A 22,409-nucleotide genomic window follows, 5' to 3' on the forward strand; every position below is an offset into this window, starting at 1 on the left:
AGGCATGAAAGAACACAACGACGTACGCCGGATCTTCCTGCTGAACCCGGACCAGCGCCTCGTCCGCCAGGCCGCGCGCGCGGGAGTCCAAGTGCGCTCCATACGGGCCGACGCCACGGACGAGGCCGCGCTGCGCGCACCCCTCGCCGAGGCCGCCGAGGCCGGGCTGTGCGTCAACCCGGCCCGTGCCCTCGTCATGCTGTCCGACCCGGCCGCCGTGCAGCGCCTCGTCCGCGACAACCGGCTCTCGCCCGGCGGCACCGAGGTGGCCCCCGGCGACCTGCGGCTGACCGTGGAGACGCTGAGCGTGCACGGCATGCACCAGGCCGCCGCGATCGTCGCCCGCACGCCCTACGGCCTGCTCCACCCCGCGCCCCTCACGGCCGACACCGCCGCCGAGGTACGCGCGGTGGTCACCGCGCTGCTGGACCTGACCGGATACCAGTTCGGTCCGGCCCACTCCAGCGTCGTCCTCACCCCGCGCGGCCCGGTGATCACCGGCTGCCGGGCGGGTCTCGGCGACGACCCGGTGCCGGAACTGGTCAAGGCGGCCGGCGGGCTGGACCTGGCGGCCGGGGCGGTGGAGGTGCTGGCCGGGCGGCTGGTCGACGCGGTGCGGCCCAACCGCTTCGCCGCCGCCGCGCTGATCAGCCCGCCGTGGCGGCTGGCGGAGGCGGAGGTGGGCGGCCTGCCGCACGTCCGCTACGTCTCACCGCCCGCGGCGCCGCACCCCGGTCACCTCGTCGTCGGCGCCGACTCGCCCGATGTGGCGGCCCGGCGGGTGGCCTCACTACGGGCGCTGGTCGTCGGTGACGACACCCGGCCGGGAACGGACCGGTAACGATCCGGTAGCCGCGCCGCGCACTGTTGATACGTCGCCGGAAGAAGGACGACGACGCCAGCGACATCAACGGGAGGCGGAGTCAGGATGCTGAAGTTCTCGATCCTCGGGGCCCTGCAGATCCGTACCGTGTCCGGCCCCGCGGAGATCTCCGGCGACCTGCAGCGCACCCTGGTGCAGACCCTGCTGATCAGCGAGGGCCAGCCGGTTTCCGGGGAGAGCCTGGTCGAGGAGATGTGGGGGGACGCGGTACCCGACAACCAGGCCAACGCCCTGCAGGCGCACGTCAGCCGGCTGCGCCGCAAGCTGCGCGGCCTGGAGCCCGGCCGGGGGGGTTCCAGGGTGACCATCCACCCCTCGGGCTACCGGCTCGTCGTGGGGGACGGCGAGCTGGACGCCGCCGAGTTCGTCCGGGCCGTACGGCACGCCGAGTCGTCCCGCGGGGGCGACCCGGCGTACACCGCCCGGCTGCTCGGCGACGCGCTCGCGCTGTGGCGCGGCCCGGTCTTCGGCGGGTTCGCCTGCGGCACCCTGTGCCAGCTGGCGGGCGCCCGCTACGACGAGTACCGGATGCGCGCCATGGAACTGCGCTTCGACGCCGAGCTGCGGCTCGGCCGGCACGCGGCGGTCCTCGCCGAGCTGACCGAGGCGCACACCAACCACCCGCTGCGGGAGCGGTTCTGTGAACAGCTCATGATCGCCCTGTACTGCTCGGGACGGCAGGCCGACGCCCTCGACGTCTTCCGCCGCATGCGCCGCCACCTCGACGACGAACTCGGCATCCAGCCGTCGCCCGCCCTGCGCCAGGTGGAGAGCGCCATCCTGTGCCACGACCCGGCGTTGGCCGGCGATACGCGGACCGTTATCCCGCAGCTCGCCTGAAGATGGCCTGGCTTTTGGCGCAAACCAAGGGATAACCCTTGTAACGTGAAGTCGTCTTCCGGCGTGACAGGTTCGGGGTACAACCTAGGATTGTCCCGAACATGCGGGGGCTGAGCAGTACAACGGGGTGGGGGGACGGGTTACGTGGAGTCGGCGGCATCCGGTCTGCCTCTCGTGCGCTTCAACATCCTCGGTTCGCTGGAAGGGTGGCACGGCGACCGGCGGCTGAGGCTCGGCAGCCCCACCCAGGAACGGGTGCTGGTCACGCTGTTACTGGAGCCGGGACGCATGGTGCCCATGCCCCGGCTGGTGACCGCCGCCTGGGAGGACGAGCCGCCGCAGACCGCCGGCCACCAGATCCGCAAGGCCGTCGCCGCGCTCCGCACCCGCATCCCCGGTGGCTCCTCGCTGATCGTCACCGACGGCGCCGGGTACCGGGCCGTGCTCGAAGAGGAGCAACTGGACCTGCACGAGTTCGGCCGGCGCGCGCGCGAGGCGCGGCAGGCGGTGGCCGCCGGACGGCCCGCCGAGGCGGTCGGTCATCTGCGGGCCTGCCTGGACCTGTGGCGCGGCCCGGTCATGGCGGGCGCGGGCGGCCCGGTGATCTCCGCGGCCTCCGCCGCCCTCGAGGAACGGCACATGGCGGTCGCCGAGCAGTACTTCGAGCTGCAGCTCGAACTCGGCGAGTCCGGCGACCTCGTCGGGCCGCTGCGCGAGCTGGTCACCGCGCACCCGCTCCGGGAGACCCTGCGCGGACGGCTGATGCTCGCCCTGTACCGGGCAGGGCGGCAGGCTGAGGCGCTGGAGGAGTTCGGCCGGATGCGCGAACTCCTCGTGGAGGAGCTGGGCATCGACCCGGGCGCCGAACTGACCCGGCTGTACGAGGCCATCCTGCGCGACAGCCCCGAAGTGGCCCCCCGGGTGCCCCAGTCGGTGGCCGACCGCGCCGCCCTGCTCGTACCGGCCCCGCCCGCCCAGCCGTCCGGGTCCGAGCCGGCGCCCTGCACCCTGCCCTACGACCTGCCGGACTTCACCGGCCGGGACGAGGAGCTGGCCCGGCTGCTGAAGGTGGGCCGGGCCTCGGCCGCCGAACGCACCCGGATCGTCGGTGTGGACGGCATGGGCGGCAGCGGCAAGACCGCGCTCGCGGTGCACGCCGCCCACCAGCTCGCCGCCGACTACCCCGACGGCCAGCTCTTCATCGACCTGCGCGGATTCAGCCCCGGCGAGAAGGCCCAGGAGCCGGGCACCGTGCTGCACTCGCTGCTGCGCACCCTCGGCGTACCGGACGACCGCATTCCCGACGACCTGGAGAGACGCACCGCCCTCTGGCGAAGCGTTTCCGCACAGCGGAAGCTGCTGCTCCTGCTGGACAACGCCGCCGACGCCGCACAGATCCGGCCACTGCTGCCCGCCTCCGAGGACTCCCTGGCGATCCTCACCGGCCGGGTGCGCATGCTCGACCTCGACGCCGCCGAGTGGCTCTCCCTCGGGCAGCTCTCCGCCGACGACAGCACCACGCTGCTCAACCGGATGCTCGGCGACGAGCGCACCGCCGCCGAACCCGACGCCGTCGCCCTGCTGGCCGACCTGTGCGGCGGTCTGCCCCTCGCCCTGCGCATCACCACCGCCCGGCTGCGCAACCGGCCCCGCTGGACCGTCCGGTACCTGGTCGACCGGCTCGCCGACGAGACCCGGCGGCTGCGCGAGCTGAGTGCCGGGGAACGCAGCGTCGAGGCCACGCTCAGGCTGTCGTACCAGGCGATGGAGGAGGACCAGCGCGTCGCGTTCCGGCTGCTCGGGCTGCATCCGGGCAGCACCATCGACGTCCACTCCGCCGCCGCGCTGCTCGGCACCGGCGTCCATGACGCGGAGGACGCCCTCGAACTGCTGCTCGACGCGCATCTGCTGGAGCAGCACGAGGCGGGGCTGTACGGCTTCCACGACCTGGTGCGCACCTACGCGATGAGTGTGCGGGAGGCCGAGGACGACGAGGAGGCCTCGGTCGAGCGGCTGGTGTCGTACTACACGCTCGCCACCGACGTGGCCTGCGAGACGCTCTTCCCCGGCCGCAGCCGCTACGGCGACCCGCCCGCCTCCGGCGGCCCCGAGCTGCCCCGGCTGGACGGTGACGAGGGGGCGCTGCGCTGGTTCGACCGCGAGTACGACGCACTGCTCGCGGTCGCCACCCAGGCGGGCACCCGGGGGCTGCACCGCTATGCGGCGCTGCTCGCCCGCAACCTGCTCTTCTACCTCGATCTGCGCGGTGACTACGAGGAGTTCCGGGTGGTCGGCCGCATCGGCGTCGGCGCCTGCCGGCAGCTCGACGACCCGGCGCTGCTCAGCATCAGCCTGGGCAACCTGGCCGTGGGCCACTGGTGGCTCGGCGACTTCCAGGACGGCATCACCACCGCCCAGGAGGCCCTGGAGCTGGCCTCCGCCGACGACCGGCGGGGCGAGGCGATGTGCATCGACGTCCTTGGCCTGCTGCACGGGGCGCTCGGCAACTTCGACGAGGCCCGCACCTACCTCGTCCAGGGCATCGCCCTGCACCAGGAGCTGGGCTCGGCCCGGATGGAGGCGCAGGCCCTGGACAACCTCAGCACGGTGGAGACCTGGTCGGGCCACTACGCCGAGGGCGCCCGGTACGCGGCCCGGGCCACCGAGCTGAACCGCAGCCTCGGCGACCGCAGCAACGAGATCGCCTCGCTCACCTGGCTGGCCCTGGCCCACCTGGGCACCGACGAGGACGAGCGGGCCCGCGCCTGTCTCGCCCAGGCCCTCGAACTGTGCGACGAGTCCCGCAAGCCCGCCAACGTGGCCGTCGTCCTGGCCCACTGGGCGCAGGTCTGCCAGCGGCTCGGCGAGGTGCGCTCGGCCGCCGAACACGCCGAGCGGGCCCTGGAACTGGTCTCCGCCGAGGGCACGGCGCTGCGTCAGGCGTCCGTGGTCAACGTTGTCGCACTGGTTCACCTGCGGCGCGGCGCGCCCGAGCGGGCGATGGAACTGCACCGCCACGCCTACGAGCTGGCGTCCCGCCTCGGCTACCGCATCGAGATGGCCCGCGCCCTGCTCGGCCTCGCGGAAGCCGCCCACGAACTGGGCGACGACCCGACGGCCCGCACCCACCAGCAGGCGGCGGAGGACCTCTACGACGCGATGGGCGTGACCCGGGAGGGCCGTCGGCTGTAGCCGTGGCCGCACGGCCGGACAGCGGGCCGGTGGCCGACCGGGCGCCTGCCGCCGAACCGCCGCCCCGGCCCCCGGCCGACCCCGCGGCTGCCCGGCGGCCCCTGCGCGGCCAACCCCGCGGTTGATCGTCCGGCCTCGTGGTCCGTCGGTGGCCCCGCGGCCGGCCGGCCCCGCGGTTCGCCGGTGGTCACGGGGCGGCCGATCGGCTCCGCGGTACCGATGGACCCCGCGGTGGCCGGCCGGCCTCGACACCCGCCGGTGGCTCGCGGCCCGTCGGCCACCCGGACCCGGCCGGCGACCCGGACCCGGCCGGTAGGCCCGGTGGCCGGGCAGTGGCCACCGCGGGGGCCGTTCATGTGAAACGGCACCGGTGGGGTGGGGCCCGGCCGGTGCCGTTCGCTGTTGGGGTGTGCGCCGCGGGGCGCGGTGGGGGTCAGCCCTGGGTGAAGCCGGGGCCGTGTCCGTTGGCCAGGGCCGGGGCGTCCGCCTGGTGGCCCGTGAAGCCGGCGGCGACGTGCACCAGGGCGTCCTGCACACCGGTCGCCGGAACGGCCGCGGCGGTACCGAGTGCGAGGACACCGGCGCCGGTGAGCGTGGCCAGAACCGTCTTCGTACGCAGTGCGATGGTGCGCATGTCGTGACTCCCCCTGGGTATACGGATCGGGATCCGGCCGCCGGTCTCTCTCCCCGGCGCCGCAACCGATGCTGGGGTGAGCCGATCCCCATGCCGTCCCCGCCGGTTACCGGCACAGGTCGCGCTCCCGGTACTCCCGGTTTCAACCGCTCACGGGGCCCCCGAGTCACCCTCGACCATGCGTAGTGACCTGGGCGGACTTCCGGGCGGGGGGGAGGGCCTGCGACACCGATTCACCGAGGGGCGCTCCTCCGGTTCGCGCACCGTGCGCGAGGTGGTATCCGGTGTCGAGGCCCGGGCCGCAGCCGAGGTCGGCCACCGTGCCGCCGGCGGGGATCGTCTCGGCGTAGGCGGCGAGCAGGGCCCGGTCCAGCGGTCGGTCGGCGAGCGAGTCCTGGAAGTGGCCGGCGTGGTCGGCGGCGATGGTGTCGTAGAAGGCGCGGGTGGCGGTGAGGAAATCCTGGGCGTCCGTCATGGCCCGGGAACGTAGCCGGGACCACTGACAGGCCCGCGATACCGGTCAAACGACCCGTTCCCCTCGGTGCCCGCCCGGCGGGGGCGTATCCCGGGGCGAGGCGCACACGAGGGGCGGACGCACCGGGAATTCGCCGGGAATTCAGGAAAGCGCCGGCCGGGAAAAGGCAGGAGCCCCGTCGCCGTACGGCGTGGGGCTCCTTGGGTACTGCACTCAGGTTCTGCGATCAGGTAGTGATCAGACGGGGGTGACGTTCTCCGCCTGCGGACCCTTCGGGCCCTGCGTCACGTCGAAGGAGACCTGCTGGTTCTCCTCGAGCGAGCGGAAGCCCTGCGCGTTGATCGCGGAGTAGTGAACGAAGACGTCGGGGCCGCCGCCCTCCTGGGCGATGAAGCCAAAGCCCTTTTCGGCGTTGAACCACTTAACGGTTCCGGTAGCCATAAGCCCTCCTTGGGCTCAAAAGGGTTGCCCTGCTCCAGAACCTGCACGTGCGAAACGGTGCTGCACAACTGCATTCGTCTGAAAACGACGAGAGCCCGCGGTCACATGCTCCGCAGGCTCTGTACTGCAAGGGAAACCAAACTGCAACTTGCGGCGAGCCTAGCACGCAGGCAGCCGGAAGCAATAGAGGTCAAGATCACTTCACCCGAATGTTTGAACGTCCACTCGGGTGGGTTGACAGTGGGGCCGGTCTCAGCACGGTACCGCAAGGGGTCTAGTCTCGCGATGTGGACAATTCTCGCACCCGGCCGCGCGTCGGCCACATCCAGTTCCTGAACTGCCTGCCCCTCTACTGGGGGCTCGCGAGAACCGGCACGCTCCTCGATTTCGAGCTGACGAAGGACACCCCGGAAAAGCTCAGCGAGCAGATCGTGCGCGGTGACCTCGACATCGGGCCGGTCACCCTCGTGGAGTTCCTGCGCAACGCGGACGACCTCGTGGCCTTCCCGGACATCGCCGTCGGCTGCGACGGCCCGGTGATGTCCTGCGTGATCGTCTCGCAGGTCCCGCTCGACCGGCTGGACGGCGCCCGGGTCGCCCTCGGTTCGACCTCGCGCACGTCGGTCAGGCTGGCCCAGCTGCTGCTGGCGGAACGCTTCGGCGTCCAGCCGGACTACTACACCTGCCCGCCCGACCTCAGCCTGATGATGCAGGAGGCGGACGCCGCCGTCCTGATCGGCGACGCCGCCCTGCGCGCCAACCTGATCGACGGCCCCCGCTTCGGCCTGGAGGTGCACGACCTGGGCGCGCTGTGGAAGGAGTGGACCGGGCTGCCGTTCGTCTTCGCGGTCTGGGCGGCCCGCCGCGACTACGCCGAGCGCGAGCCGTTCATCACCCGCAAGGTGCACGAGGCCTTCCTCGCCTCCCGCAACCTCTCGCTGGAGGAGGTCGGCAAGGTCGCCGAACAGGCCGCCCGCTGGGAGTCCTTCGACGAGGCCACCCTGGAGCAGTACTTCACCACCCTCGACTTCAGCTTCGGCGGACCGCAGCTGAAGGCGGTCGCCGAGTTCGCCCGCCGGGTCGGCCCGACGACCGGATTCCAGGCGGACGTGAAGGTGGATCTGCTTCAGCCGTAATCGCCACGGCACTACGCTGCGGGCAGTGAGGCGCCCGGGGGAGAGGCGTTACGGGGGAAAGGTGCACACCATGCAGCCGCTCGGAGCCGACGAACCGGCCGCCGTCGGGCCCTACCGGCTGCTCGGCCGACTCGGTTCCGGCGGCATGGGCCGGGTCTACCTGGGCCGCAGCGCGGGCGGCCGCACGGTCGCGGTGAAGATCGTGCACCCGCACTTCGCGCTGGACGAGGAGTTCCGGGCCCGCTTCCGGCGGGAGGTCGACGCCGCCCGCCGGGTGGGCGGCGCCTGGACCGCGCCCGTCCTGGACGCGGACCCGGAGGCCGCCGTGCCCTGGGTCGCCACCGCCTACGCGGCGGGCCCCTCCCTCGCCGCGGCCGTCACGGACGGCGGTCCGCTGCCCGCGCGGACCGTACGGGCCCTGGGCGCGGGCCTCGCCGAGGCGCTCACCGCCGTCCACGAACTGGGCCTGGTGCACCGGGACGTGAAGCCGTCCAACGTGCTGCTCACCCTGGACGGCCCGCTGCTCATCGACTTCGGCATCGCCCGCGCCACGGACGGCACCGCGTCCCTCACCTCGACCGGCGTCTCCGTCGGCTCGCCCGGCTACATGTCCCCCGAGCAGATCCTCGGCAAGGGCGTCACCGCAGCGGCCGACGTCTTCTCCCTCGGCGCGGTGCTGGCCTACGCGGCGACCGGTGAGCCCCCGTTCCCGGGCGACTCCTCGGCCGCCCTGCTGTACAAGGTCGTCCACGAGGAACCCGAACTCGACGGTCTGACCGGCGAGTTGCGCGAGGCGGCGGCCGCCTGTCTGGCGAAGGACCCGACGGCCCGCCCGGCCCCCGCGGAACTGGCCCGCCGGCTCGCCCCCGAGGGCACCGCCCGCCTGGTCGCCGGCGGCTGGCTGCCCGGCGCGCTGGTGGAACAGGTCAGCCGGAGCGCGGTGAGCCTGCTCAACCTGGAGACGGCCGAGACCGCCCCGTCCGGCCCGGTGGGCTTCAGCAGCCCCTCGGTGGCCGGGACTTCGGACGCCGCGCACCTCACGCGGGGGACGGACCGGGCGGAGCAGCCCGGACAGGCGCCGTCCGGGGGCCGCCCGGTCCCCGTCGCGGGCGTGTTCGGGCCGGCCCCGTCGATGACCCCGCCCCCGCCGCCCGCTGTCCCGGCTCCGCCGTCCGGGACTCCGTACGACTCCCCGGGAACTCCCGTCGCGCGGCCGGGCTCCGGGGACGCAGAGCCGTCCACCGGATCCGGGCCGCGGGACGAGCGACCGGCTCCCGGCAGGGTCACCGTGAGCGTGGCGGCGACGTCGACACCGGGCGGGAAGGGGCGCGGACGCCGGGTGAGCTGCACCGTCGCGCTGGCCGTGGCCGCAGCGGCGGCCGCGGCGGCGGTGGGGCTCGGGGCGCTGCTCCGGCCGTGGGCCGGCGGCGACCACGACACGGCGGGCAGCGCACCGCGGGGCTCCCACTCGGCCACCGGGGCGCCCGACGCGAGCGGCGGAACGCGGGGCGCGATCCCGGCCCGCTACCTCGGCACCTGGGAGGGCCAGGCCAGCGGACTCGGCGGCAGCCTGCCCATGGGCACCTTCCGGCTCACCGTGCACGAGGCGGCCGTCGGCAAGGAACTGGGCCGGCTGCGGCAGACCGACCAGCTCGGCGGGGTCTGCGTCGACATCCTGACCCTGAAGCAGGTGACGCCGTCCCGGATCGTGGCGACCTCGACCGGCGCGAAGTCCAACCACGCCGGCTGCGATCCGGCGCCGCATCCCGTGGAGTTGACGCCGGTCGGCGACGACCTTCGTTACACCTCGCAGAGCGCGGCCGAGGGCGATCCGGTGGCCCGGATGTCGAAGGCCGACTGAGGCGCACGGGGTCACGCGCCGGAAGGGGAGGGGCGGATGAGTGCCGCAGGGGTGAGCACGGAGGCGCTGGTCCTCGCCGCCGCGCTGTGGGGCGCGGTGGCCGGGGCGCTGCTGCCCAGGGCCGCCTACCGCTTCGCGGTCCCGGCCGTCGAGCCCTGGCGGGAGCGGTGCGGGCGGGGTCACCCGATCCGCGGCTGGCTCGGGCGGACGCGGTGCGGGCGGTGCGCCCAGGAGGCGGTTCGGGGACAAGGAGCCGTGCGGGCAGGGGCGCAGGAAGCGGCGCAGGCACCGTACGCGCCGTCCGCCGCGCTCCTCGCCGTCGTCACCGCCCTCGTCTGCGCCGCCCTCGCCGTCGCCACCGGCACCCGGCCCGAGCTGGGTGTCTGGCTGCTGCTCGCGCCCGTGTGGGTGCTGCTGGCCGCCGTGGACGTACGGGTGCGGCGGCTGCCCGACCCGCTGACCCTGCCGCTCGCGGCGGCCGGGCCCGGTCTGCTCGCCCTCGTCGCCCTGTTGCCGGAACACGCCGGTGACTGGCTCACCGCGCTGTACGGCACGCTCGCGCTCGGCGGCGGCTACCTGGCGCTGTTCCTGATCAACCCGTCGGGCATGGGCTTCGGAGACGTGAAGCTCGCGCTCGGCATGGGCGCCGTGCTCGGCTGGTACGGCTGGCCGACCCTGCTGCTCGGCACCTTCGCCGGCTTCCTGTTCGGCGCGCTCTACGGCGGAGCGCTCGTCGTCGCCCGGCGGGCGGGCCGCAAGACGGCCGTCCCCTTCGGGCCGTTCCTCATCGCCGGCGCCTTCACCGGACTGCTGATCGGCGCCTACGCGGCCTGACAGCGGACGGCCGAAGGTGCTGGCGTAGGCTGGTCCGGTCCGCCCACAAGCCCTGACGAAAGGGACCCCGGTGTCCGAGAAGACCGACCTCCAGTCCGTCCTCGACCGTGCCGCCGCCGGTGGGCGGATCACCCCCGAAGAGGCGCTCGTCCTCTACCGCGACGCCCCGCTGCACGCGCTGGGCGCCGCCGCCGACGCCGTACGCCGCCGCGAGTACGCGGGCATCGAGCACATCGCCACGTACATCATCGAGCGCAACATCAACTACACGAACGTGTGCGTCACGGCGTGCAGGTTCTGCGCCTTCTACGCGGCTCCCAAGGACACCGACAAGGGCTGGACCCGCGACCTCGACGACATCCTGCGCCGCTGCGCGGAGACCGTGGAGCTGGGCGGCACCCAGATCATGTTCCAGGGCGGCCACCACCCGGACTACGGCGTCGAGTACTACGAGAAGCACTTCAAGGCCATCAAGGACGCCTTTCCCCAGCTCGTGATCCACTCGCTGGGCGCCTCCGAGGTCGAGCACATGGCCCGGATCAGCGGGGTCCCGGTGGAGGAGGCCATCAGCCGGATCCACGAGGCGGGCCTGGACTCCTTCGCGGGCGCCGGCGCCGAACTCCTGCCCGAGCGGCCGCGCAAGGCCATCGCCCCGCTGAAGGAGAGCGGCGAGCGCTGGCTGGAGATCATGGAGATCGCGCACGGGCTGGGCGTGGAGTCGACGTCCACCATGCTCATGGGCACGGGCGAGACCAATGCCGAGCGCATCGAGCACCTGCGCATGATCCGTGACGTGCAGGACCGCACGGGCGGCTTCCGCGCCTTCATCCCGTACACCTACCAGCCCGAGAACAACCACCTGAAGGGCCGCACCCAGGCCACTCTCTTCGAGTACCTGCGGATGATCGCCATCGCGCGGCTCTTCCTGGACAACGTCCGGCACATCCAGGGCTCGTGGCTGACCACCGGCAAGGAGGTCGGCCAGCTCTCCCTGCACTACGGCGCGGACGACCTCGGCTCGATCATGCTGGAGGAGAACGTGGTCTCCTCGGCGGGCGCCAAGCACCGCTCCAACCGGCTCGAGATCATCGACCTCATCCGCAAGGCGGGCCGCGTCCCGGCCCAGCGCGCCACGACGTACGAGCACCTCGTCGTACACGACGACCCGGCGAACGACCCGGTCGACGACCGTGTGGTCTCCCACATCTCCTCCACGGCGATCGACGGCGGCACGGCACACCCGGAACTGAAGCTGCTGGCGTCCAACTGACCCTGCCGTGCTGACACTCCACCTCGCCGAACGGTCCCCGGAGACGGCTGTCCTGGTCGACGGGGCGTCCATCGCCGCCGTCGGCCCGTACGAGGAACTGGCCGCCGCCGAACCCCGGGCGAGGGTCCGGCGCTGGCCCGGCATCCTCACCCCGGGGCTGCTGAACCCGTACGGCCCGGAACTGCTGGAGGCCACCTACCACCCCGACCCGCGCGAGGCCGATGTGCTCGGCACCGAGCCCATCGCCGGAGCGCGGGCGCGGGAGATCTTCCGCGCCGACCCCGCACGACTCGGTGCGAGCGCGCGGCGCGGGGTACAGCGGATGCTGGCGCACGGCACGGTGGCGGTGGCCGGGGAGCTGCGGTCGCGGGCCGCGGTGGACGCGGTGCGCAGGGCCGGACTCGCGGTGGGACAGCGGCCGGACCGGCTCCCGGGCCCGGCGGCGCTGTCCCCGACCCCGCTGATCCTGCTGCCGGGGCCGGCGCCGGGCGGCCCCGCCCGGTTCGCCGTGTTCGACGTCGCGGACCGCGCCGAACTGGTCCGGCTCGGCGCCGGGACCTGCGTGGCGACCGTGATCGGCGGGCGGCTGGTGTACCGCGGCCGCTGACCGGTCTCAACCGGAGAAGCGCCTCCCGAACGCCCCTGAACTCTGGTTCACCCCACTGCAGTCGATCGCCGCGTCGTCCGTTGCGGAACCGTCCTCGCACCGCCGGTCGCGGAAGGTGGACCACATCGACACCCAGGCGATCTGCTTCTTCTCGGCGAACGCCCGCACCTGGGCCGCGTCGGAGAGCGTGAACGTCTCCCCGGCCACGTCGTTGACGCCGATCATCGAGGTGAGCGCCATGCCCCGCCAGGCGCCCGCGTCGGACAGCCCGAACACCTCCTTCAGCTGGGCGTGCGCGGCCCTGGCGGAGGTGAGGGCGTAGTCGCCCATGTCACCGGCGTACGACTCGCCGTAGTTCATCGTCATGAGGTTGACGGTGGAGACCTGGACGTCGTGGCTGTTCGCGGACTCCAGCAGCGCGAGGCCGTCCGCGTCCAGTCCCGAGGGCATGACCGGGAGGGTGAACGAGACCTTCAGGTCCGGCCGTTCGCGCTGCAGCCGGGCTATCGCCCGCGAACGCAGGTCCACCGAGGCGGAGTCGGCGGGCTCGTCGCCCTCGATGTCGAAGTCGGCCCGGGTGGCGCCGGCCGCGTCCAGCGCCTTCGCGTAGGCGGTGGCCAGGGCGGCGGCGCTGTCGCAGGTGGCGGCCAGTTCCTTGCCCGAGGCCCCGCCGAAGGACACCCGGACCGTGGCGCCGTCCTGCTTCAGCCTGGCGATCCGGGACTTCACCGAGGCGGCGCCGACCGCCTCGGTGCCGTTCCACTCCGGGACGCAGTCGTCGTCACCGGAGATCACGAAGGCGAGGTTGTACGTCGCCGGGGAACCGGCGGAGTCGGTGGCGGAGCTCGCCGTGGCGCTGACGTAGGGGGCGTACGCGGGGGCGTAGTCCGGGGTGTACGACGTGCTCCCGGAGTGCCCGGAGCAGCCCGTGGCAGCGAGTGCAAACAGGCAGGTGAATCCAGTCATGCGCTTCCGGAAACGCCTCATCGCATACGCACCCGCTCTCGTGATCTCTGTCTCAGGACGGAAACGGATTCCTGATTCCCAGGGGAAATCTCTCACACGCTCACGTTCGACTCCGTAGGGCCTTATGCGGCGATTGCCCGCTTGGTGAGCGCCTTTTGTCCGAAGGGGTAGAAATAGGCTCCCTGGGTTTCTCAGGTAACCGACAGGTTGGGGACGGTCTCATGGGTGGCTCACAAGAATTCCCGAGAAAGGGTCATATAAAGCCTCCCTAATATCCGAGGAATGCAATCCGAACCCGCCGTCGAAAGTCGCGCCACCGGGCGTGGTCGCCGCCGCAAACATGACAACGGGTCCGCCGAGGGACCCGTGTTCGTCGATTCCACCGGACGCCGGTCCAAGGTGCTGCGCCGGATCGGCACGCTCGTCGGCGTCGTCTGCCTCGCGTACACGGGCGTGCTCGGCGCCGCCTTCATGGGCTGGGGCGCCTCCCTCAACCCGTCCTCGCTGATCCCTTTCGGCGCCGCCCGGGGCGACCAGGCGCCCGGCGGCATCCGCCCGCAGGGCGGTGTCGGCCGCCAGGCGGTCTTCCCGAGCGGCGCCCCGTCGGCACCGCCCCCAAGCGCCACCACCCCGTCCGCCTCCGCGTCCGTGTCCGCCGACGCGGACGCGAACTGAGCGGCGCGGGCGGCGGTCATGACGACCCGAACCCCCTCCCGCGGACGCCGGCGCGCGCCCACCCGCATCGAGCGGGCGGCCGGCAGGGCCGCGGCGCTCCAGCGCCCGCGCGTCATCCTCGCCCTGCTGCTCCTGCTCGCCCTGACCTGCGTGATGCTGCTCGACGGCTATCTGCGCGCCGAGGTCGGCGGCGACCAGCGGGTGCGCACCGGCGCAGGCTCCGGCGACGTCCCCGACAGCGTCCTCGACGGCGGCCCGATCCTCACCTTCCGCGGCGGACAGGCCACCACGGTCTCGGTCCCGTCCAGGACCATCGCGCTCACCTTCGACGACGGCCCGAACCCGACCTGGACCCCGCGGGTCCTGAAGATCCTGCGCCAGTACGACGTTCCGGGCACGTTCTTCCTGGTCGGCTCCATGGTGTCGCGCTACCCGGACATCGTGCGGACGATGGTCCAGCAGGGCAACGAGGTCGGCGTCCACACCTTCACGCACGTCGACCTGTCGTACCAGAGCGCCTCGCGCGTCCGGCGCGAGATGGAGCAGACGCAGCTCGCCCTGGCCGGCGCGGCGGGCATCACCACGACCCTGTTCCGTGCGCCGTACTCCTCCGAGACGGACGCCATCGACGACTACAGCTGGCCGGTCTACAAGAAGCTCGGCCGGGACGGCTACACCAGCGTGTTCGTCGACACCGACAGCGACGACTGGAAGAAGCCGGGCGTGTCCGACATCGTCAAGTGGGCGACGCCCAAGGGCACCAAGGGCGCCTCCGTGCTCTTCCACGACGCGGGCGGCGAGCGTTCGCAGACGATCGCGGCTCTCCCCAAGTACATCGAGAAGATGAAGGCGAAGGGCTACACCTTCACCACCGTCAGCGGGGTCCTGGCGAAGCAGCGCGCGGCCGGCGCCCAGCCCGGCACCGGCGCCGCTCCGGCGCGGCAGGACGACGCCTCCGCCGCCGCCGGTCTCCAGGCCGCCCACCGCACCGCCACCGGCACGACCCTCTACGAGGGCAAGGCCCTCGTCGCGGCCGTCGCGGTCGCCGAGTGGACGGTGCCCGCGCTCTCGGCCGGGCTGGTCGTCGTGGGCGTGGCCGTCATGGGCCGCTTCGGCATGATGCTGCTGCTCGCCCGGCGCCACTACGGACAGCGCAACAGACGCGGGTTCGGCTGGGGGCCGCCGGTCACCGAACCGGTGAGCGTGATCGTTCCCGCGTACAACGAGAAGGAGTGCATCGCCAACACCCTTGCGTCACTGGCGAGGAGCACCCACCCCATCGAGATCATCGTGGTCGACGACGGCTCGACCGACGGCACGTCCCAGATCGCGCGCGCCGCGGCCGACTCGCTCGGCATGACGAACGTCCGGGTCATCCGCCAGGAGAACGCGGGCAAACCGGCGGCACTGAACAACGGTGTCCGCAGCGCCCGGCACCCGATCGTCGTGATGATGGACGGAGACACCGTCTTCGAGCCCGACACCGTGCGGCAACTGGTCCAGCCGTTCGCCGTTCCCGGGGTCGGCGCGGTGGCCGGCAACGCGAAGGTGGGCAACCGGAACACGGTCATCGGCGCCTGGCAGCACATCGAGTACGTGATGGGCTTCAACCTCGACCGGCGCATGTACGACCTGCTGCGCTGCATGCCGACGATCCCCGGCGCCATCGGCGCGTTCCGCAGGGACGCCGTACTGGAGGCCGGCGGGATGAGCGAGGACACCCTCGCCGAGGACACCGACATCACCATCGCCATGCACCGGGCCGGCTGGCGCGTCGTCTACCAGGAGCACGCCCGGGCCTGGACGGAGGCGCCCGGATCGCTCAGGCAGCTCTGGTCCCAGCGCTACCGCTGGTCGTACGGCACCATGCAGGCCCTGTGGAAGCACCGAGGGTCCCTGACGGACAGGGGTCCCTCGGGGCGCTTCGGGCGGGTCGGCATGCCGCTGGTGGTGATCTTCCAGATCGTCACGCCCGTCTTCGCCCCGCTCATCGACGTCTTCACCGTCTACTCGATGGTCTTCGTCGACTTCCGAGCCGCCCTGCTCGCCTGGCTGGCGGTCCTCGGCATCCAACTGGTCTGCGCCGCCCACGCGTTCCGCCTCGACCGCGAGAAGTACCGCTACCTGCTGATGATGCCCCTGCAGCAACTGGCCTACCGCCAGATGATGTACCTCGTCCTCATCCACTCCTGCGTCACCGCCCTCACCGGCGGCCGCCTCCGCTGGCAGAAGCTGAAGCGCACCGGCGAGGTCGGAACCCCGGCGGGGGTGAGCTGAGGTGGGAGCGCACAGCAGAACGGCCGGTGCGCTGCCCACGACGCCGGGCACCGGCCGGCCGCCGCGGACACCGGCACCGGCACCGTCGAGGGACCGCTACTTCGACACCCTCAGGGCCCTCGCCCTGATCCGGGTCGTCATCTACCACACCTTCGGCTGGCCCTGGTGCGGCATGGTCTTCCCTTCGATGGGCATCATGTTCGCCCTGGCCGGCACCCTCATGGCGAAGTCCCTGCAACGGCCCGCCCGTACGGTGCTGCGCAGCCGTCTCAGACGCCTGCTGCCCCCCTTCTGGTTCTGGGGCGTCTTCGTCGTCCTCGCGATGCTGGTCCACGGCTGGATGCCCGGCCGGCAGATCGTCTACTGGGTCGTACCGCTCGGCGATCCCCCGGGCAACGCCTGGGGCGAGCAGGCCTGGGAGATCCTCTGGTACCTGCGCACGTACCTCTGGTTCGTCCTGCTGTCCCCGGCCCTGCTGTGGATCTTCCGCAAGGCTCCCGTCCCCGTACTGCTGCTGTCCCTCGCCCCCGTCCTGGTGCTGAACTTCGCCCGGGCGGCCCCGGACAGCCGCTTCGGCAGCGCCGTGTGGGACCTGGCGACCTACCTCTTCTGCTGGATCCTCGGCTTCGCCCACCGCGACGGCGTGCTCCAGCGGATGCGGCCGGCCCTGGTCGGCGTCCTCGCGCTCATGCGCTCGGCTACGGCGGCTGGTACGCCCTCGCGCACCGGGCGGAGTTCGGCACGTACGACCTCGACGAGAACCCGCTCGCGCAGGCCTTCTGGTCGGCCGGGTCCGTGACCCTGCTGATGTGGGCGAAGGCGCGCTTCCGGATCGACTTCGCCCCGCTCACCCGGTTCAGGCGCCTGGACCGGACGGTCACGGTCTTCAACGCGCGCGCGGTGACGATCTACCTCTGGCACGAGATCGCGCTGATCCTGGCGGTCCCGCTGATCGACCGCTTCTGGGACGTGCCCGCCTTCGAGCGGTACCTGCCGCTCGACAGCCAGTGGTTCATGTTCGGGGTCGGCTGGGTCCTGATCGCCGTGTTCGTCCTGGCGTGCGGCTGGGTGGAGGACGTGGCCGCGAAGAAGAAGCCGCGCCTGATCCCGGGAGGGCGTGCTGCAACAATGGGCGGGTGACCCGCGCCTCTCTGAACAAGCAGCCGCACGAAATCGCCTCGATGTTCGACGACGTGGCGGAACGGTACGACCTGACGAACGACGTGTTGTCGCTCGGCCAGGACCGGCGCTGGCGCAAGGAGGTGGCGAAGGCGGTCGACGCGCGTCCCGCGCAGAAGGTCCTCGACCTCGCGGCCGGCACGGCGACCTCCTCGCTGCCCTTCGCGCGCACCGGCGCCTACGTCGTCCCGTGCGACTTCTCCCTCGGGATGCTCCAGGTCGGCAAGAGGAAGCACACCTGGCTGCCGTTCACGGCGGGCGACGCGACCAGGCTGCCGTTCAAGGACGACACCTTCGACGCCGTGACGATCTCCTTCGGGCTGCGCAACGTGCAGGACACGGACGCGGCGCTGCGCGAGATGTACCGGGTGACCCGGCCCGGCGGACGCGTGGTGATCTGCGAGTTCTCGCACCCGACCTGGGCGCCCTTCCGGACGGTCTACACCGAGTACCTGATGCGGGCGCTGCCGCCGGTCGCCCGTTCGGTCTCCTCCAACCCGGACGCCTACGTCTACCTCGCCGAGTCCATCCGCGCCTGGCCCGACCAGCCCGGCCTCGCCGAGCGGCTGGGCAAGGCGGGCTGGTCGAAGGTGGCCTGGCGCAACCTCACCGGCGGTGTGGTCGCGCTGCACCGGGGCTTCAAGGAGAGCTGAGTCCCGCCGGCGGGTGACCGCCGCTCACCGGTTGATCATCTCGAAGGCGTCGCCGGCCTCACCGAGTTCGCGTCGCATCCCGCCCGTGGGCGGCCGCGGGATGCGTGGCTCGCGCACGCCCCCGCCGCCCTCGCCCTCACCGAAGTCGAACCACACGTACACCACGGAGTCCGGCGGCACCTCGGCCCCGGGCTGCGGATACTGGCGTACGACGTACTCGACCACCGTGTGCGCGAAGTCCGGGCGGTCCGGCGCGTTGAGGAACAGCCCTCGGGCCCGGGCCGTTTCGCGCGCGTCCATGGCCATGAGGCCGACCAGACGGGGAACGCGCGCTTCGGGTGTTTTGGGTGTTATACGCACAGATGTCACCCCCAGCGGTACTGGAAGGGTAACGCGGGCCGAGGCCGCCCGGAAGCGACATGTGGCTTTCTGTGACAGTTGGCTACTCTGAGTCACAGATCAAGTCGGTAGCAGTGCCCCTGCCGTGCCGAGGCCGGCGTCGTGAACGTCTCCGCGAGCCGCATGCCGAGGCGCCGGGTGACCGCGATGGAGCGTTCGTTGCGCGCGTCGACCATCGCCACCACCCGGTCCACCCCGGCCGCCCGCAGCCGGTCCAGGGTCTCCTCGGCGGCGGCCGTGGCGTACCCCCGCCCCCAGTGCGCCCGGCCCAGCCGCCAGCCGATCTCGATCTCGCCCTCGGGCCCCCAGGCGTGCGGCCACGGCTGGGCCCCGGTGAAGCCGACGATGCCGTCCTCGTCGTCCAGCACCGACCACAGGCAGAAACCCCGCTCCGCGTCGTGCCGGCGCTGGCGCGCGGTCAGCTCCTCGTACACCGACACCTCGGCGGACCGGCCCCCGTGGAACTCCATGACCTCCGGGTCGTCGAAGACCCGGTGCCAGGAGAACGCGTCCTCGTCGGTGGGCACACGCAGCCGTACAGCGGGGAGAGCTCGGTTCACGGGGCAGCCCTTCAGCCGGGTGATCAGTACTGCTGAATAGACTGCCCATGTCCAGTGCCGGTCGGCACGCAGATTTCGAACTTGGGGAGATCCCGCCGTGACAGTCGTGACTGAGCCCCTCTCCGAGAACACCGCCGATGTGATCGTCGTCGGCGCGGGGCCGGCCGGCTCCACCACCGCGTACCACCTCGCCAAGGCCGGGCTCGACGTCCTCCTGCTGGAGAAGACCGAGTTCCCGCGCGAGAAGGTCTGCGGCGACGGCCTCACCCCGCGCGCGGTCAAGCAGCTCGTGGCGATGGGCATCGACGTCTCCGAAGAGGCCGGCTGGCTGCGCAACAAGGGCCTGCGCATCATCGGCGGCGGCAGCCGTCTCCAGCTCGACTGGCCCGATCTCGCCTCGTTCCCGGACTACGGCCTCGTCCGTAAGCGCGACGACTTCGACGAGCAGCTCGCCCGCAACGCCCAGAAGGCCGGCGCCCGCCTCTTCGAGCGCTGCAACGTCTCCGGTCCCGTCGTCGACGACCGCACCGGCCGCATCACCGGTGTGACCGCCAAGCTCGGCGAGGACAAGCGTGAGGTCACCTTCCACGCGCCGCTCGTCGTCGCCGCCGACGGCAACTCCACCCGCCTGTCCCTCGCGATGGGCCTGCACCGCCGCGAGGACCGCCCGATGGGCGTCGCGGTGCGCACCTACTTCACCTCCCCCCGCCACGACGACGACTACCTGGAGTCCTGGCTGGAGCTGTGGGACCGGCGCGGCGCCCAGGAGCGTCTGCTGCCCGGCTACGGCTGGATCTTCGGCATGGGCGACGGCACCTCCAACGTCGGCCTCGGTGTGCTGAACACCTCGGCCGCCTTCAAGGAGCTGGACTGGCGCGAGATCCTCAAGGCCTGGTGCGCGTCCATGCCCGAGGACTGGGGCTACACCCCCGAGAACATGACCGGCCCGATCCGCGGCGCCGCCCTGCCCATGGCCTTCAACCGCCAGCCGCACTACACCAAGGGGCTGCTGCTCGTCGGTGACGCGGGCGGCCTGGTGAACCCCTTCAACGGTGAGGGCATCGCCTACGCCATGGAGTCCGGCCAGATCGCCGCCGACGTCATCGTGCAGGCCCACGCGCGCGCGACACCCGCCCAGCGCGAGATCGCCCTGCAGCGCTACCCGCGCGTCCTCAAGGACACCTACGGCGGCTACTACAGTCTGGGGCGCGCCTTCGTGAAGCTCATCGGCAACCCGAAGGTCATGCAGATCGCCGCCCAGCGCGGTCTGACCCACCCCGTGCTGATGAAGTTCACGCTGAAGCTCCTGGCGAACCTCACCGACCCCACGGGCGGCGACGCGATGGACCGCATCATCAACGGCCTGAGCAGGGTCGCGCCGAAGGCGTGAGGACCGCGCCCGGGACGTGACCGGGGCGCGTGAGCGCACACGCGGACGGCGGCGGCCCGGCGGACGAGGAACTCGTCCGCCGGGCCGCCGCCGTTGCCGTCGTGCTCCTCGACCGGAGCGGACGTGAGGGCCGCTGCCCCCGACGCGGCTGCGGCCCCTGACGTCCCTGAAGGCGTGTGGAGCGCTCAGAGCACCCGCACCGCGCCGGTGGGCGGGTCGTAGGACAGCGGCTTCTCCTGGACGCCGCTGGAGGGGTTCTGGGCGCCGACGAACATACCGTCGCCGACGTACACCGCCACGTGGTACGCGCTGCCCGCGCTGCCCCAGTAGAGGATGTCGCCGGGCTGCAGGTTGCTCAGCGACACCGGGGTGCCGGCCGTCGACTGGTCCTGGGAGACACGCGGCAGGCTGATGCCGACCTGCTTGAACGCCGTCTGCACCAGGCCGGAGCAGTCGTACGCGGACGGGCCGGTGGCGCCGGAGACGTAGGCCTTGCCGACCTGAGCCTTCACGAAGGAGACGATGGACGCCGCCGAACCGGTGGCGGTGGACGTGCTCGTGCTCGTGCCGGCGGAGACGCCGGTGCTCGCCGTGGTGGAGAGCGTCGTGCGCTCGGCGCTGCGGGCGGCGCGGGCGGCGGCGGCCTTGCGGGCGGCCTCCTGAGCCTTCTTCTTGGCCTGCGCCGCCTTCTGCTTGGCCTCGGCGAGGTCCGACTTGGCCTGCTTCGCGGCGTTCGCGGCGGCCGCGTCGCGCTCGGCCTGCAGTTCGTAGTTGGCCGCGGCCTGCTGAGTGGCGTCCGCGGACTGGGCGACCTGAGCGGCCAGGTCGGCCGTGAGCGTGGGCAGTTCGAGGGTCTGCGTCACCGGCTCGGCAGCGTTCGCCGATCCGGACGCCCCGGCTACTGCCAGGGTGCTGAGGACGCCGCCGGCGACTCCGGCCCGCATCGCGAGGGTCGACGCGCTGCGGCGGGGCTTCCGGTGGCTGCGTATGTGAGCGGTGTGGGACATGGGAACAACCGGTACCAGGGGCTCCTTCATATCTTCAAGAAACGTGTGGTGCGCCACAGTTGTTCAACGGGGGCCTCAAAAGCCCGGCGCGTCACCCTTTATTGACGCCGTAACGGACATTGCGGACGCCCGCGATCAAGCCCTTGATCACGGTCTTTGATCATTACGTCCGAATTGCCCCGCGCCTACCACTCGTTCGGGTCGTTGGCCAAGCCCCGTTCTCAGACACCTCTCATCAATGTGGCGGAGGTCACGGAACGGTCACCGGAAGGACGGCGTCCCGCGCGGGTGGGAGGTGAGCGAAAGGCGGAGGGGAGTTCGTGAACGCGTGCACGCACCCCCGCCGCGTCCACACCCGCCCCGGACCTCCCTCAGATGTGTGAACGCGGTCCTCTATCAGGGCGCCGAGTCCAGAGCCAATTTGCATGCAGCGGAACTCTCTTGATATTGAGACGACCCCTTCCACCTGCGGCGACGAGCGAAAATGTCACTTCTGGTGATCAGCTGGACGCTTCGCGTACGAAGATCACCCATCATCCGACTTCATGATCCTTCGTCAGGTGGTGGAGATCACAAAGGTTGTGTAATACCCCGTGTCGCAGATCACAGAGTGGCAGGCATAAGATGCGAGGCAGTTGGGCTTGTGACCTGCTTCACATGTTCTCGATCTTCGCCCGGGACGAGCGGGGTTCGTGAGACCGGTGGGGCGGACGTGAGCCCAGTGCAACCGCCAGCAGTCAGTGCCGACTGAGAGGAGCGAGGAGCGGTGAACGCGTATGCGCCCATCCTCGTACTGGGAGCCCTCGGGGCAGGCTTTGCGATCTTCTCCGTGGTCATGGCCACGCTGATCGGTCCGAAGCGGTACAACCGCGCCAAGCTCGAGGCCTACGAGTGCGGTATCGAGCCGACCCCCACGCCGGCCGGCGGCGGGCGCTTCCCCATCAAGTACTACCTGACGGCGATGCTCTTCATCGTCTTCGACATCGAGATCGTCTTCCTCTACCCCTGGGCCGTCACCTTCGACGCCCTGGGGATCTTCGGGCTCGTGGAGATGCTGCTCTTCGTGCTCACCGTCTTCGTCGCGTACGCGTACGTATGGCGGCGCGGCGGCCTGGAATGGGACTGAGGGG

Annotated in this window: 21 protein-coding genes and 1 pseudogene; 15 read left to right on the forward strand and 7 right to left on the reverse strand. The window is 71.8% G+C overall.

Going from position 1 to position 22,409, the window contains the following annotated elements:
* Nucleotides 1-4: 4 nt before the first annotated feature.
* From AB0924_RS20775 to AB0924_RS20785, 3 genes are all read left to right on the forward strand, one after another.
* Entirely contained in the window at nt 5-841 is an 837-nt protein-coding gene (locus AB0924_RS20775) for a hypothetical protein (RefSeq protein ID WP_358928336.1), read from the forward strand.
* A gap of 87 nt (nt 842-928) precedes the next feature.
* Nucleotides 929-1,723 carry an AfsR/SARP family transcriptional regulator gene (locus AB0924_RS20780; protein WP_366912126.1) on the forward strand — a complete coding sequence of 265 codons (795 nt, stop codon included), beginning with the start codon at nt 929-931 and terminating at the stop codon, nt 1,721-1,723.
* 144 nt (nt 1,724-1,867) lie between these two features.
* Nucleotides 1,868-4,915, forward strand: a complete 3,048-nt coding sequence (locus AB0924_RS20785; RefSeq protein WP_358928332.1) for a BTAD domain-containing putative transcriptional regulator — start codon at nt 1,868-1,870, stop codon at nt 4,913-4,915.
* Nucleotides 4,916-5,348: 433 nt separating this feature from the next.
* On the opposite strand, the gene AB0924_RS20790 is transcribed toward AB0924_RS20785, so the two are convergent.
* The 3 genes from AB0924_RS20790 to AB0924_RS20800 form a co-directional block, all read right to left on the reverse strand.
* A complete protein-coding gene (locus tag AB0924_RS20790; RefSeq protein ID WP_358928330.1) occupies nt 5,349-5,549 on the reverse strand; it encodes a hypothetical protein in 201 nt (66 codons plus the stop codon).
* 166 nt (nt 5,550-5,715) lie between these two features.
* Entirely contained in the window at nt 5,716-6,024 is a 309-nt protein-coding gene (locus AB0924_RS20795) for a hypothetical protein (protein WP_366912127.1), read from the reverse strand.
* A gap of 237 nt (nt 6,025-6,261) precedes the next feature.
* Entirely contained in the window at nt 6,262-6,465 is a 204-nt protein-coding gene (locus AB0924_RS20800) for a cold-shock protein (RefSeq protein WP_003974443.1), read from the reverse strand.
* 287 nt (nt 6,466-6,752) lie between these two features.
* Between AB0924_RS20800 and AB0924_RS20805 the strand changes: the two genes are divergently transcribed.
* The 5 genes from AB0924_RS20805 to AB0924_RS20825 all read left to right on the forward strand — a co-directional run bounded on the left by AB0924_RS20805 (nt 6,753) and on the right by AB0924_RS20825 (nt 12,173).
* On the forward strand, nt 6,753-7,601 hold the full coding sequence (locus AB0924_RS20805; protein ID WP_358928325.1) for a menaquinone biosynthesis protein: 849 nt from the start codon (nt 6,753-6,755) through the stop codon (nt 7,599-7,601).
* A 70-nt stretch (nt 7,602-7,671) separates the two neighbouring features.
* Complete coding sequence (locus AB0924_RS20810; RefSeq protein WP_366912128.1) at nt 7,672-9,462, forward strand: serine/threonine-protein kinase; 1,791 nt, start codon at nt 7,672-7,674, stop codon at nt 9,460-9,462.
* A gap of 36 nt (nt 9,463-9,498) precedes the next feature.
* The gene (locus AB0924_RS20815; protein WP_366912129.1) at nt 9,499-10,296 is read left to right on the forward strand and encodes an A24 family peptidase; all 798 of its coding nucleotides are present in this window, start codon (nt 9,499-9,501) and stop codon (nt 10,294-10,296) included.
* 70 nt (nt 10,297-10,366) lie between these two features.
* Nucleotides 10,367-11,566, forward strand: a complete 1,200-nt coding sequence (gene mqnC, locus AB0924_RS20820) for a cyclic dehypoxanthinyl futalosine synthase (RefSeq protein WP_358928319.1) — start codon at nt 10,367-10,369, stop codon at nt 11,564-11,566.
* Nucleotides 11,567-11,573: 7 nt separating this feature from the next.
* Nucleotides 11,574-12,173, forward strand: a complete 600-nt coding sequence (locus tag AB0924_RS20825) for a hypothetical protein (RefSeq protein ID WP_358928317.1) — start codon at nt 11,574-11,576, stop codon at nt 12,171-12,173.
* Between the two features lie 6 nt (nt 12,174-12,179).
* On the opposite strand, the gene AB0924_RS20830 is transcribed toward AB0924_RS20825, so the two are convergent.
* Complete coding sequence (locus AB0924_RS20830) at nt 12,180-13,160, reverse strand: chitinase (RefSeq protein WP_358928315.1); 981 nt, start codon at nt 13,158-13,160, stop codon at nt 12,180-12,182.
* 345 nt (nt 13,161-13,505) lie between these two features.
* On the opposite strand from AB0924_RS20830, the gene AB0924_RS20835 reads away from it, so the two are divergent.
* From AB0924_RS20835 to AB0924_RS20850, 4 genes and pseudogenes are all read left to right on the forward strand, one after another.
* Nucleotides 13,506-13,814, forward strand: a complete 309-nt coding sequence (locus AB0924_RS20835; RefSeq protein WP_366912130.1) for a hypothetical protein — start codon at nt 13,506-13,508, stop codon at nt 13,812-13,814.
* 18 nt (nt 13,815-13,832) lie between these two features.
* A complete protein-coding gene (locus AB0924_RS20840) occupies nt 13,833-16,091 on the forward strand; it encodes a glycosyltransferase (RefSeq protein WP_366912131.1) in 2,259 nt (752 codons plus the stop codon).
* A gap of 31 nt (nt 16,092-16,122) precedes the next feature.
* Nucleotides 16,123-17,231 (forward strand): annotated as a pseudogene (locus AB0924_RS20845) (acyltransferase).
* On the forward strand, nt 17,228-17,923 hold the full coding sequence (locus tag AB0924_RS20850) for a demethylmenaquinone methyltransferase (protein ID WP_366912132.1): 696 nt from the start codon (nt 17,228-17,230) through the stop codon (nt 17,921-17,923). Before AB0924_RS20845 ends, AB0924_RS20850 begins: the two are co-directional and overlap by 4 nt.
* Before the next feature lie 24 nt (nt 17,924-17,947).
* Here the strand turns inward: AB0924_RS20850 and AB0924_RS20855 are convergent, their stop codons facing one another.
* Nucleotides 17,948-18,283: a PASTA domain-containing protein gene (locus AB0924_RS20855; protein WP_358928307.1), complete on the reverse strand. Its 336-nt coding sequence runs from the start codon at nt 18,281-18,283 to the stop codon at nt 17,948-17,950.
* Between the two features lie 92 nt (nt 18,284-18,375).
* The gene (locus tag AB0924_RS20860) at nt 18,376-18,882 is read right to left on the reverse strand and encodes a GNAT family N-acetyltransferase (protein ID WP_358928305.1); all 507 of its coding nucleotides are present in this window, start codon (nt 18,880-18,882) and stop codon (nt 18,376-18,378) included.
* Nucleotides 18,883-18,979: 97 nt separating this feature from the next.
* Between AB0924_RS20860 and AB0924_RS20865 the strand changes: the two genes are divergently transcribed.
* Together AB0924_RS20865 and AB0924_RS20870 are read left to right on the forward strand one after the other, a co-directional pair.
* The gene (locus AB0924_RS20865) at nt 18,980-20,272 is read left to right on the forward strand and encodes a geranylgeranyl reductase family protein (protein WP_358928303.1); all 1,293 of its coding nucleotides are present in this window, start codon (nt 18,980-18,982) and stop codon (nt 20,270-20,272) included.
* Nucleotides 20,273-20,301: 29 nt separating this feature from the next.
* The gene (locus tag AB0924_RS20870) at nt 20,302-20,433 is read left to right on the forward strand and encodes a hypothetical protein (RefSeq protein ID WP_366912133.1); all 132 of its coding nucleotides are present in this window, start codon (nt 20,302-20,304) and stop codon (nt 20,431-20,433) included.
* A 24-nt stretch (nt 20,434-20,457) separates the two neighbouring features.
* Here the strand turns inward: AB0924_RS20870 and AB0924_RS20875 are convergent, their stop codons facing one another.
* Nucleotides 20,458-21,279 carry a C40 family peptidase gene (locus tag AB0924_RS20875; RefSeq protein WP_358928301.1) on the reverse strand — a complete coding sequence of 274 codons (822 nt, stop codon included), beginning with the start codon at nt 21,277-21,279 and terminating at the stop codon, nt 20,458-20,460.
* 766 nt (nt 21,280-22,045) lie between these two features.
* Between AB0924_RS20875 and AB0924_RS20880 the strand changes: the two genes are divergently transcribed.
* Nucleotides 22,046-22,405, forward strand: coding sequence for an NADH-quinone oxidoreductase subunit A (locus AB0924_RS20880; RefSeq protein WP_003992243.1), 360 nt, complete (start codon nt 22,046-22,048; stop codon nt 22,403-22,405).
* Nucleotides 22,406-22,409: the final 4 nt, after the last annotated feature.

Origin of the sequence: Streptomyces sp. NPDC047869, from assembly GCF_040704065.1 — a bacterium.
Lineage (GTDB): Bacteria > Actinomycetota > Actinomycetes > Streptomycetales > Streptomycetaceae > Streptomyces.

What these genes read in the sequence shown, in the direction of transcription:
- AB0924_RS20775 (WP_358928336.1), top strand. Translation starts at nt 5, where the DNA reads ATGAAAGAACACAACGACGTACGCCGGATCTTCCTGCTGAACCCGGAC.
- AB0924_RS20780 (WP_366912126.1), top strand. Translation starts at nt 929, where the DNA reads ATGCTGAAGTTCTCGATCCTCGGGGCCCTGCAGATCCGTACCGTGTCC.
- AB0924_RS20790 (WP_358928330.1), bottom strand. Translation starts at nt 5,549, where the DNA reads ATGCGCACCATCGCACTGCGTACGAAGACGGTTCTGGCCACGCTCACC.
- AB0924_RS20795 (WP_366912127.1), bottom strand. Translation starts at nt 6,024, where the DNA reads ATGACGGACGCCCAGGATTTCCTCACCGCCACCCGCGCCTTCTACGAC.
- AB0924_RS20800 (WP_003974443.1), bottom strand. Translation starts at nt 6,465, where the DNA reads ATGGCTACCGGAACCGTTAAGTGGTTCAACGCCGAAAAGGGCTTTGGC.
- AB0924_RS20810 (WP_366912128.1), top strand. Translation starts at nt 7,672, where the DNA reads ATGCAGCCGCTCGGAGCCGACGAACCGGCCGCCGTCGGGCCCTACCGG.
- AB0924_RS20815 (WP_366912129.1), top strand. Translation starts at nt 9,499, where the DNA reads ATGAGTGCCGCAGGGGTGAGCACGGAGGCGCTGGTCCTCGCCGCCGCG.
- AB0924_RS20830 (WP_358928315.1), bottom strand. Translation starts at nt 13,160, where the DNA reads ATGAGGCGTTTCCGGAAGCGCATGACTGGATTCACCTGCCTGTTTGCA.
- AB0924_RS20840 (WP_366912131.1), top strand. Translation starts at nt 13,833, where the DNA reads ATGACGACCCGAACCCCCTCCCGCGGACGCCGGCGCGCGCCCACCCGC.
- AB0924_RS20875 (WP_358928301.1), bottom strand. Translation starts at nt 21,279, where the DNA reads ATGTCCCACACCGCTCACATACGCAGCCACCGGAAGCCCCGCCGCAGC.